This is a genomic window from Methylobacterium sp. B1 (assembly GCF_000333255.1).
Taxonomy (GTDB): Bacteria; Pseudomonadota; Alphaproteobacteria; order Rhizobiales; family Beijerinckiaceae; genus Methylobacterium; species Methylobacterium fujisawaense.
Genome location: NZ_BACT01000147.1, coordinates 1 through 8,894, shown reverse-complemented (window position 1 = coordinate 8,894; position 8,894 = coordinate 1). Strand labels below are relative to the sequence as shown.

Genomic DNA, 8,894 nt, shown 5'->3' with positions numbered 1-8,894 from the left:
GTCAGGCTTTTCACACGCCGCGACGCCCCTTGACCTGCGCTNGCCCGCCGAGCTTGCCTTCCGTGCCGACTTCGCGGGCGACGCGGGTCACCTTCGAGGCGAAGGAGTTGAGTTGGTCCACCATCGTGTTGATGGTCGATTTCAGCTCCAGGATCTCACCCTTCACGTCGACGGTGATCTTCTTGGACAGGTCGCCATTGGCCACCGCGGTGGTCACGTCGGCGATGTTGCGCACCTGACCGGTCAGGTTGGCGGCCATCAGGTTGACGTTGTCGGTGAGATCGGCCCAGGTTCCTGCCACGCCTTCGACGCGGGCCTGCCCGCCGAGCTTCCCCTCCGAGCCGACTTCCTTGGCGACGCGGGTCACCTCCGAGGCGAAGGAATTGAGCTGATCCACCATCGTGTTGATGGTGTTCTTCAATTCCAGAATTTCGCCGCGCACGTCCACGGTGATCTTCTTCGACAGGTCGCCGTTGGCCACCGCGGTGGTCACGTCGGCGATGTTGCGCACCTGGCCGGTGAGGTTGGCGGCCATCAGGTTCACGTTGTCGGTGAGATCGGCCCAGGTGCCGGCGACCCCAGGAACTTGGGCCTGCCCGCCGAGCTTCCCCTCCGATCCGACCTCGCGCGCGACGCGGGTCACCTCTGAGGCGAAGGAATTAAGCTGATCCACCATCGTGTTGATGGTGTTCTTCAGCTCTAGGATCTCACCGCGCACGTCCACGGTGATCTTCTTGGACAGGTCGCCATTGGCCACCGCAGTCGTGACGTCGGCGATGTTGCGCACCTGGCCGGTGAGGTTGGCCGCCATCATGTTCACGTTGTCGGTGAGGTCCTTCCAGGTCCCACCGACGCCTTCCACCTGGGCCTGACCGCCGAGCTTGCCCTCCGTGCCGACCTCGCGGGCGACACGCGTCACCTCGGAGGCGAAGGAGTTGAGCTGGTCCACCATCGTGTTGATGGTCAGCTTCAGCGCCAGGATCTCGCCTTTGACGTCGACGGTGATCTTCTTGGAGAGGTCGCCGCGCGCGACCGCGGTCGTGACCTCGGCGATGTTACGCACTTGGCCCGTCAGATTCTCGGCCATCATGTTGACGTTGTCGGTCAAATCCTTCCAGACGCCACCGACGCCCTTGACCTGGGCTTGGCCTCCAAGCTTGCCTTCCGAGCCCACCTCCTTGGCAACGCGCGTGACCTCCGAGGCGAAGGAATTGAGCTGATCGACCATTGTGTTGATGGTCGATTTCAGGTCCAGGATCTCACCCTTCACATCGACAGTGATCTTCTTGGACAGATCGCCATTGGCCACGGCAGTGGTGACCTCCGCGATATTGCGGACTTGGCCTGTCAGATTGGCCGCCATCAGGTTCACGTTGTCGGTGAGATCCTTCCAGGTTCCGCCGACGCCCTTGACCTTGGCCTGTCCGCCGAGCTTGCCCTCCGAGCCAACCTCCCGGGCCACGCGGGTCACCTCCGAAGCGAAGGAGTTCAGCTGGTCGACCATCGTGTTGACCACTTTGCCGATGCGGAGGAACTCGCCCCTCAACGGGCGGCCCTCGATCTCGATCTGCATGGTCTGACCGAGGTCGCCTTTCGCGACCGCCCCGATGACGCGGGCCACTTCGGTGGTCGGTTGAACGAGATCTCCGATCATCGTGTTGACCGAGTCGACACAGTCGTTCCATCCGCCGGTCGCGGCCGGAAGCTTGCCACGCTCGCCGATGCGCCCGTCCTTGCCCACGGCACGCGCAACCCGGTCGAGTTCCCGGGCGAGACCCTGATTGAGTTCGAGAATGTCGTTGAACGCGTCCGCGATCTCGCCATCGATGCCCGTGAGATCCAGCGGCAGCCGGATCGAGAAGTCACCTTTCCGAAAGGCGCGGAGGCTCTTCAGGAGGAGCTTCGGCTCCAACTGCGACGTAGTCGGCGTCATGCGGAAACAACCTCAGGGTAGATGCGCATGGCTAAGCATGTCAGCCATCCGAATCGTCAGCGACTACGAGTGACCACCATCGAAGTGGCACGGCAATTGAGTTCAGCCCAGAGGGTTGCTCAAACGTTTGGAGCGCGGGATGAAGCTGAATCGCGAGCCTCGTCCTGTGTAAAACTAGTTTCGGAGCAGATCTGACAGAAACGAATACGCTCACACTGGCATGGCCGTGTCAGGCCGGTTCGGTGCCTCCGGACAGGTCAGCATGGATGCCCGCGCAAGTTGAGGTGCTCCTCGCTGGCAGGATTCGCAACGCGCCAGGCCCGGGCGCGGCGCGCCCGGCTTTTCACAGGACCGGTTTGACAGCCCATCACTTCGGCGGCCGCCTCATAGGTTAAGTCTCGCGCGCTCACGAGCAGCAGACCCCCGCGCCACATCTCAGGCAGCTGACCGATGGGCGACCGGACGGTCGGCAGATCGGAGCGGTGCTCGTGGGCCGCGGGCGCGGCGCGCTGAGTCGTAACGGAGCCGTCCACATTTCCGATCACGCGCCTGCGCTCGCGGCACGCGGCATGAAACGGATTGTGGCTGATGGTGCAGAGCCGCGCCTCCAGGTTCGAGCTTGGCGTGACGTCATCCTGGCGCGTCCAGGCCCGCTGCACCGTCTCCAGCACCCCGTCGTCGGCGCACGCGTCGTCGGCCATGAGCGAAAAGGCGTTTACGCGCCGTCCAGCGGGTTTTGCTCAGGAAGACGCGTCTCCAAACGCTTACTTCTGATAGGCCCAGCTCCTCACCGGCATAGCGGTGATGGCCAGCAGCTTTGGCGTCACTCGGACCCTGCCATCTGTTCAGCATTGGATGCCACCGTGAAGCCCTCGCGGTCGAACACGTTGTAGAGGACACAGGCCGGATCGAGCCCGAGCCCCGCTATGTGGGTGACAGCGGCTTCCTTGGCTTCGGCCAGCGTGCTGAAGGGGTCGGGCAACTGGTACAGCCTTGCTGGCCGTTCCTCGCCGTCGACCTGCGCCGCGAGCGTTGTGATCTCGACTGTGTAGGGCATGATGCTGGCCCACCGGCGCTCAGTGGAACACGCCGAAGAACCACAACAGCAGGATAATTGGCAGCGGGATCCCCAGCAACCACAGCATTCCACCGCGCAGCATTCGCGCCTCCTTCATGTCAGAAATCGTACCGGAATACCGGTTCGCCTGTGAATAGAACGCGGCAACATGGGAAAGCGATGCAAAATATCTGCGTCGGTGTTCACGGAGCGGAGGCATAATTACTTCAAGTAGCGCCCGCATCGCGTTCCGCCTGTAAGGACGACGTCGGCGAAATATCAGTGGCCCTGGGGCCGGCAAGCGGATTGGGGATCGGCGCGGCCGAGTTTTTCAGCTGGAATACGGTGAGGACGCCGCAGAATCGCGCCGGGATCAGAAGCAACCCGACCGATTTGGCTGCCTATGGAGTGTGTCCGTTGACCAAATCGCAATGACTTGGCGAGCCTGAGCGCCGTCCGCAAATTAGCCAGTAGCCGGTTCGACAGATACCATCTTAAGCAAATCAAGCATGGTATTGGAATTCGACAGGTTCGAGACAGCCCAAGGTCGAGAGCCGCCTTGTCGGGCTATAGAAGCGCTCGATGTCATCGAACACATCCGCGGGCGCCTCGTGCCGCGTCCAGTCGGTCCTCGGGGCCGTGCGCGCGATCGTCAGCGACGAGAAACGGCCTTCCTTGGTCGCGCGGTCCCACGCATCGCCCGACCGGCTCATGAAGCAGTCCATACCGCGCTCGGCCATCAGGTCCGGGAAGGATTCACTCGCGCATTGCGGTCCCTGATCCGAACAGGCACCAATATATCTGGTTTCTCCTTGCGCCAGAATAACATTCTGCACGCCGTCCAGCCTCCGACCAAGAGCCCATGGTCAATGCAGCGGACCTATCGCTTCGATGGCGCCGAGCAGGTCCTCGACGAAGGCCTTTTCGACCAGCGGCAAGCCAGCCTGCCGCACCTTCTCGCGGATCGCGGCGCTCGGATGGCCTGTGATGATGATCACCGGAGCGGTCCCGCCCGAAGACCGCACGCGTTCGTAGGCATCCAGCCCCGTCATGTCCGGCAGCACGTAGTCGATCACGATGCAGCACGGTTTCGCCTGCGGAAATGCGGCGATCAGCTTGCTGCCCGACTCGAACGTGGCGACCGTGTAACCTTCGCCCTCCAGCATGAACCGTGCTGAACTCAAAATGGCGGCATCGTCGTCCACGATGAAGATCGGCATGACGCTATCCTGCAAGACAGGGTCCGTTCGCCTACCAACTCGACTGGCACCATAGAGCGGGAAATGACGCTGCCACTTCCGCGGTTCCGTCGAATTGCGGAGGATCAAACTCACCGGAGACCGCTCAGCATCCACCAACGCACCAGCTCCTGTCGGTGGGCCGCCTGCGTTTTAGTGAAGATGTTCGCCCGGTCAATTTCGACGGGGGGCGGGCTGAAGTCGAGCACGCGACCGATTCTGGCTGGTGTCCCAGCCGACCAGGTGGTCCAGAACGTGTCGCTCGCTTTCGGCGATCCGGCGGATGTGCACTCGCCGCGTGTTCGACCCCGTCTCGGTCACGCATCCGCGTTCCAGGGTGGCGCGCAAAAGTCGTATAAGGGCTCTCTCGTCGAACGGTTTCTCGCTGAAGTCGCAGGCCCCGAGCTTCATCGCCTCGACCGCGCGCGACGGATCTTCGTGCCCCGTCACCATGACGACAGGCCGCATAGGATCGGTCGCGATCCGGCTCCGGCAGCACCAGACTGATCTTCCGACCCACGATCTCGGCCGACCGGTCGCCGAAGATGCGCTCGGCAGCAGGGTTGAACGAAGGGATGATGCCGCGTTCGTCGATGACGATCATGCCTTCAGTCATCGTGTCGGGGATGGCGTACAGGCGCGCCTCGCGCGTCCGCACTTGCGCCTCGACCCTCTTCTGCTCCTCTTCGGAGCGCTTGTACGCGTCGATGTCGAAGACCACGCCGCGGTGCCGGACCGGCTGGCCCTCCTCGTCTACCTGCACGCGCCCGCGCGAGCGCAACCGGCGGATCTGCCCGCCGGGATGAACGATCCTGTAATCCACGCCGTAGATCCCGCCGGAGCAGCGAACACGCGCGATGGTGTCGGCCCGAGCAAGTCGGTTGTTAGAATACAGCAGAGCTTTGAACGCGGCGAGATCGGTCGAATGCGCGCGCCGAACCTCGAACATGACAGGCCCAGAGTCTGATGACTATACTCCCGGCGCAGAGTGTATCTCCCTCGCGCTCTTCATTGTGCGAAGACTCTAACAAGCCAGATCGTCCTCGGTGTCGCGTCAACGTCCCTCTCCCCCCAGGACCAGGCGCAGCGAGCGGGCGAGCTCGTCGCGGCGGTAGGGCTTGTTCAGGACCGGCATCTCGCCTCGACCGATGACCTGACCCTCGTCGAGGTTTGCGACGTAGCCTGATGTGAGCAGGACCTTGACACTTGGCCGAAGCTTCTGTGCCTCGACCGCCAGCTGTGATCCGTTCATCCCGCCCGGCATCACGACGTCGGAAAACAGAATGTCGATCCGCTCCACGCCGCGAAGGTGCTCAAGAGCCTCGACGGCGTTTCGAGCGATGATAACCCGGTAGCGCAGCTCCTCCAGGCTCTCGACAGCCATCCCGAGCACCTGCTCGTCGTCCTCGACCAACAGAACCGTCTCGCCCTCGCCGGCGCGGCGCAACGGGATCGAGCTCGCCGAAGCGGCGCCCGTCTCATCGCCGGCCGGATCGGTCGAACGCGGAAAGTACAGGTTGACCGTCGTGCCCGAGCCGATCTCGGACTCGATCTGGGCAAAGCCCTTGGCGCTGCGCGTGAAGCCGTAGACCTGGGACAGGCCGAGCCCCGTTCCCTTGCCGACCTCCTTGGTGGTGAAGAACGGCTCGAATACACGCTGGAGCGCGTCGGGTGGAATGCCGCTGCCGGTGTCGCTGACCGATACGACCACGTAGGGCCCCGGGGGCACCCCCTGGTCGGCGACGGCCGCGGTGCCAAGGTGGACGTTGCGGCTCACGACCGCGATGCGGGCGTGGCCGTCGCGGCCCTCAATGGCGTCGCGGGCGTTCACGATCAGGTTCAGCACCGCCGCCTCGAATTGTGCCGGATCGATGCGGATCGGATCGAGCGCCGGGTCGAGGTTGAACACCAGCTCGACGGCACCCGTGGCCGCCCGTTCGGCCAGCGGTCTGAAGTCGAGCAGCAGGCGGTTCGGGTTGAGCGTCTGTGGCCGCAGCATCTGCCGGCGGGAGAAGGCCAGGAGCTGCTGCGTGAGCTGCTCGCCGCGCCGGGCTGCGCTCATCGCCGCCTCTGCCAGCCGCTTCACGCGGTCGGTCTGCTCGGGCCGGCGAAGCATCATGTCGAGGCCGCCGACGATGACGGTGAGGAGGTTGTTGAAGTCGTGGGCCACGCCGCCGGTCAGCTGACCGATGGCTTCCATCTTCTGGGCCTGGCGCAGCGCGTCCTCAGTGATGCGCTGGTCGGTTCGATCCACCAGGATCCCAGCGATGCGGGTCGGTACGCCGGACGCGTCGTATGTGACCTGCCCTTTCGCCGCGACCCAGCGCCCGGCGCCGTCCCGGCGCGTGATGCGGCATTCCAGGTCGATCCGGCCGGTCTCCGGGATGGCCGAGAACGCCTCCTCGACGGCGGGACGGTCCTCCTCGACGACATGGGCGAGAAACGTGCCTCGGGTCCACGATGGACACGGGTCGGAATACCCGAAGATGGCATCGAAGCGCGGGGAATGACGGGAGGTTCCGTTCGCGAGATCGAGGTCCCACGAGCCCATGCCGGCCGCTTCGAGGGCGAAGGCCAGGGTCTCCCGGGCGGCCTCGACCTCGTGGGTCCGCTCGGCGACCCGCCGTTCGAGACCCTCGTTGAGGAGTCGCAGGTGCTCCTGCGTCCGTTCACGGCCGGCCAGGAGGCTGCGCACCTGATACTGGCGCCGGCGCGCCCGCAGTGCCGACTCGGCGGCACTGATCAGGGTCTCGGCATTGATCGGGCGTTCCAGCAGGACGACGTTTCCGAGCCGCGCGAGGATGCCGGCGGCGGATTCCGACCGGCGGCCTGTCTGCCGCGTCGCCAGGACGATGAACGGGAAGTCGGACCAAGCGGGCTGCGCGTCGAGCCAGGCGAATAAGGCTCCCGTATCCGCCCCGGCGAGCACCTCCTCGGTGACCAAAGCGGCTCCGGCCCCCGCCTTCAGGCCCGTCACGCAATCCGACACGTCGGCACAGACCTCGGTCGGCGTGCCGACGCGGTCGAGCACCTGCGCGATCACCGCCGCGTCACGCCCGCGCGGCGCCAGGACGAGGACGCGCCCTTCGTGATCCGGCGGCTGAGGCATCACGCTTGGCTTCCGAGGGGAGCGTCGTCCGGCAACAGCGCGACTCTCCCTCGGTAAGAGGGCAGCCCCGTGAGCACACCTTGGAAGTCGTCCAGGGCCGAGCCGACCCGCAGCCCCTGACTCGTGAGCTTCAACTCACGGATCGTGCGCTCATGCGCATTCACCCGGCTCTTCACCACAGAAACGGCGGTGCGGACCTCTCCCTTCGCCTCGAAGAACCGGAACAGCAGGATGCCGTCACTGAGATAGCTGAGGTCGACGTCGGTCTGGACATCACCGATGATGCCGTGCTGTCCGAGAACCAGCAGCGTCGTGATGCCCTGCTGATTCAAGTAGTTCAGAAGCTCGTGCATCTGCAGGATGAGGAATTCCTCGCCCGGCATCGCGTGCAGGTAGGCGTTCAGACTGTCGATGACGACGAACCTGGAGCGGCGCTTCTCCACCGCATGCCGAACATGGGTGGCGAACTCACCCGGAGCGAGTTCCGCCGGGTCAATTTGGGTGATCGTCAGCCGGCCCGCCTCTATGTGCGGGGACAGGTTCATGTTGAGCATCGCGGAACGGGCGAGCAGGGTGGCGAGCCCCTCGTCGAACAGGAAGTAGGTCGCCGACTCACCCCGCTCCAAGGCCGCCAGCATGCACCCGAGCGCCGTCGTGGTCTTCCCGACTCCCGATGGGCCGATCAGCAGGGTATTGGTGCCGGGCACCAAGCCGCCGCCGAGCAGCAGATCGAGCTCGGCGGACCCGGTCGAGGCGGCGGTCGGATCGAACGTCGCGTGGTGCTCGGCGGCGACGAGGCGGGGAAAGACCGTCAGACCGCCGGTGTCGAGGGCGAAGTCATGATAGCCGCCGCGGAACTTGATGCCGCGCATCTTGACGATGCGCAGCCGACGGCGCTCCGAGCCGAACTCGCGCGGTGCCTGCTCCAGCGAGATTACCCCGTGGGCGATGCTGTGAAGTTGCTGGTCACCCGGTTCCGACGTGCGGTCGTCGAGCATGAGAACGGTGCAGCTGCGACGGGCGAAATATTGCTTGAGGGCCAGGATCTGACGACGATAGCGCAGCGGATTCTGGGCCAGCAGGCGCAGCTCGGACAGGCTGTCGAAGACGACCCGCGCTGGCTTCAAATCGTCGACGCGAGCAATGACGTCCCTGACGGTCTCGCCCAGCTCGATCTCCGACGGGTGCAGGATCGACTGCTCGCTGTCGGGATCGAGGCCGAACTCGTTGACGAGTTCGTAGATCTCGATGCCGTCGAGCGACCAGCCGTGCGAGGCGGCTGCAGCACACAGCTCATCTTTGTTCTCGGATAGTGTGACGTAGAGGCCGCGCTCACCGCGCGCGGCGCCGTCGAGCAGGAACTGGAGTGAGAGTGTAGTCTTGCCGGTGCCCGGTGTGCCCTCGAGCAAGTATAGTCGATCCTGCGTGAGGCCACCGCACAGGACCTCGTCGAGGCCGGGAACGCCGGTGGATATGCGCCCGTGAACGCCGCTCGGTGTGGCGGAGCCGGAACTGTCTTCTGCCATGATACTGATGCGTCGCGCCTATCCAGATTAT

Annotated in this window: 8 protein-coding genes; all 8 read right to left on the bottom strand. The window is 64.5% G+C overall.

Annotation, left to right across the window (positions count from 1 at the left end; translation table 11 throughout):
- Window positions 1-10: 10 nt before the first annotated feature.
- The 8 genes from I53_RS04220 to I53_RS04185 all read right to left on the bottom strand — a co-directional run bounded on the left by I53_RS04220 (window position 11) and on the right by I53_RS04185 (window position 8,863).
- The gene (locus tag I53_RS04220) at window positions 11-1,933 is read right to left on the bottom strand and encodes a HAMP domain-containing protein (protein WP_043347016.1); all 1,923 of its coding nucleotides are present in this window, start codon (window positions 1,931-1,933) and stop codon (window positions 11-13) included.
- Between the two features lie 257 nt (window positions 1,934-2,190).
- Window positions 2,191-2,634, bottom strand: coding sequence for a hypothetical protein (locus I53_RS04215; RefSeq protein ID WP_051044661.1), 444 nt, complete (start codon window positions 2,632-2,634; stop codon window positions 2,191-2,193).
- 122 nt (window positions 2,635-2,756) lie between these two features.
- Window positions 2,757-2,990: a hypothetical protein gene (locus I53_RS04210; RefSeq protein ID WP_043347013.1), complete on the bottom strand. Its 234-nt coding sequence runs from the start codon at window positions 2,988-2,990 to the stop codon at window positions 2,757-2,759.
- Between the two features lie 503 nt (window positions 2,991-3,493).
- Window positions 3,494-3,826, bottom strand: a complete 333-nt coding sequence (locus I53_RS04205) for a hypothetical protein (protein ID WP_148291063.1) — start codon at window positions 3,824-3,826, stop codon at window positions 3,494-3,496.
- Window positions 3,827-3,856: 30 nt separating this feature from the next.
- Entirely contained in the window at window positions 3,857-4,210 is a 354-nt protein-coding gene (locus tag I53_RS04200) for a response regulator transcription factor (protein WP_043347011.1), read from the bottom strand.
- Between the two features lie 124 nt (window positions 4,211-4,334).
- Window positions 4,335-5,177, bottom strand: coding sequence for a PAS domain S-box protein (locus I53_RS36075; protein WP_083935963.1), 843 nt, complete (start codon window positions 5,175-5,177; stop codon window positions 4,335-4,337).
- Window positions 5,178-5,282: 105 nt separating this feature from the next.
- Window positions 5,283-7,337, bottom strand: coding sequence for a PAS domain-containing sensor histidine kinase (locus I53_RS04190; RefSeq protein ID WP_043347010.1), 2,055 nt, complete (start codon window positions 7,335-7,337; stop codon window positions 5,283-5,285).
- A complete protein-coding gene (locus tag I53_RS04185; RefSeq protein WP_043347008.1) occupies window positions 7,337-8,863 on the bottom strand; it encodes an ATPase domain-containing protein in 1,527 nt (508 codons plus the stop codon). Before I53_RS04185 ends, I53_RS04190 begins: the two co-directional genes overlap by 1 nt.
- Between the last annotated feature and the right edge of the window lie 31 nt (window positions 8,864-8,894).

Bases quoted from the DNA above. Each gene is read 5' to 3' on its own strand.
- I53_RS04215 (WP_051044661.1), bottom strand. From the start codon at position 2,634: ATGGCCGACGACGCGTGCGCCGACGACGGGGTGCTGGAGACGGTGCAG.
- I53_RS04210 (WP_043347013.1), bottom strand. From the start codon at position 2,990: ATGCCCTACACAGTCGAGATCACAACGCTCGCGGCGCAGGTCGACGGC.
- I53_RS04200 (WP_043347011.1), bottom strand. From the start codon at position 4,210: ATGCCGATCTTCATCGTGGACGACGATGCCGCCATTTTGAGTTCAGCA.
- I53_RS36075 (WP_083935963.1), bottom strand. From the start codon at position 5,177: ATGTTCGAGGTTCGGCGCGCGCATTCGACCGATCTCGCCGCGTTCAAA.
- I53_RS04190 (WP_043347010.1), bottom strand. From the start codon at position 7,337: ATGCCTCAGCCGCCGGATCACGAAGGGCGCGTCCTCGTCCTGGCGCCG.
- I53_RS04185 (WP_043347008.1), bottom strand. From the start codon at position 8,863: ATGGCAGAAGACAGTTCCGGCTCCGCCACACCGAGCGGCGTTCACGGG.